Raw genomic sequence first — 1292 nt, 5'->3', positions numbered from 1 at the left:
CTGGCCTGCTGCCGGTTTCGTGGACGGTCAGTTAAGCTAACCCGACCTTCTTTTCGAACTCTACCGGGCTGATGTAGCCGATGGTCGAGTGCCTGCGAACGGCATTGTAGAAGCGCTCTATGTAATCGAACACGTCGGCACGAGCATCGTCACGTGTCCGGTAGACCCTGCCTCTGATCCGCTCGGTCTTCAGCGACGAGAAGAAGCTCTCCATCGCGGCGTTGTCCCAGACATTGCCAGAGCGGCTCATCGAGCAGGTGACGCTGTTGTCGGCCATGAGCTTCTGGAACTGCTCGCTGGCATACTGGCTGCCCTGGTCCGAATGGTGCAGCAGGGCATCCGGCTTTCCCCGACGCCAGATCGCCATCATCAGCGCATCGGTCACGAGCCCGGCGGTCATCTCGGCCTTCATCGACCAGCCCACCACACGGCGGGAGAAGAGGTCGATGACGGCGGCAACGTACAGCCAACCTTCTGCGGTCCAGATATAGGTGAAGTCGGCGATCCATCGCTGGTTCGGACGCTCGGCATGGAACTCCCGGCCGAGCGTATTCGGCGCGATGGTCGACCGCCGGCCCTCATCCCTGGGCAGGCTTCGCCGGCGCGGCCTGGCACGCAAAGCCTGGGCACGCATCAGCCTCTCGATGCGATGCAGGCCGCAATCGATGCCTTCCGCCAGCACGTCCCGCCAGACACGTCTGGCACCATAGGTCCGATCCGAACCAAGGAAGCTTGCCCGGACCCTGTTGCCGATTTCCTCGTCGTCGCGTGCTCGACGGCTCGGTGATCGGTTGAGCCAGGCATGGAAGCCCGAGCGCGACACATCCAGCGCTTCGCAAAGCCATGCCACCGGCCAGATTCCCCGGTGCTTCGCAATGAACGTGAACCTCATGTCACGTCCTTCGCGAAGTAGGCCGCGGCCTTTTTTAGAATATCGCGCTCCGCCTTGAGCTTGGCCACCTCGCGCCGCAGCTTCTCGATCTCAAGCTGCTCCGGCTTCATCTGGCCATGGCCGGGAAAGGCCTGCGCAGGGTCGGCCGAAAAGAGCTTCACCCATTTGCGAAGCTGGTTCTCATGGACATCCAGATCCCGAGACGCCTGCGCCACACTCACTCCGCGGTCCTTGATCAGGCGGACCGCCTCGATCTTGAACTCACGCCCAAATTGCCTTCGTCGCATACCCCACCTCCGGTTTCATGAAACACCCAATCTCGGTGTCCACGAAACCGGCAGCAGGCCAATGCGATCAAAGGACAATCCGCCCGTATCGACGTCACTCATCTTCTGCTCGA

The 1292-nt window shown here is 61.6% G+C and carries 1 protein-coding gene; it reads right to left on the bottom strand.

Annotation, left to right across the window (positions count from 1 at the left end):
• Window positions 1-31: 31 nt before the first annotated feature.
• A protein-coding gene (locus A3M3_RS0123325; protein WP_155854542.1) for an IS3 family transposase occupies window positions 32-1179 on the bottom strand; the annotation gives its coding sequence in 2 pieces (ribosomal slippage) (window positions 32-930 and window positions 930-1179; 1149 coding nt in all).
• Window positions 1180-1292 lie beyond the last annotated feature (113 nt).

It is taken from the genome of Arthrobacter sp. MA-N2 (assembly GCF_000517125.1).
Taxonomy (GTDB): Bacteria; Actinomycetota; Actinomycetes; order Actinomycetales; family Micrococcaceae; genus Arthrobacter; species Arthrobacter methylotrophus.
Note: the sequence above shows the minus strand (reverse complement) of the source record. Positions and strands in the feature narration are given on the sequence as shown.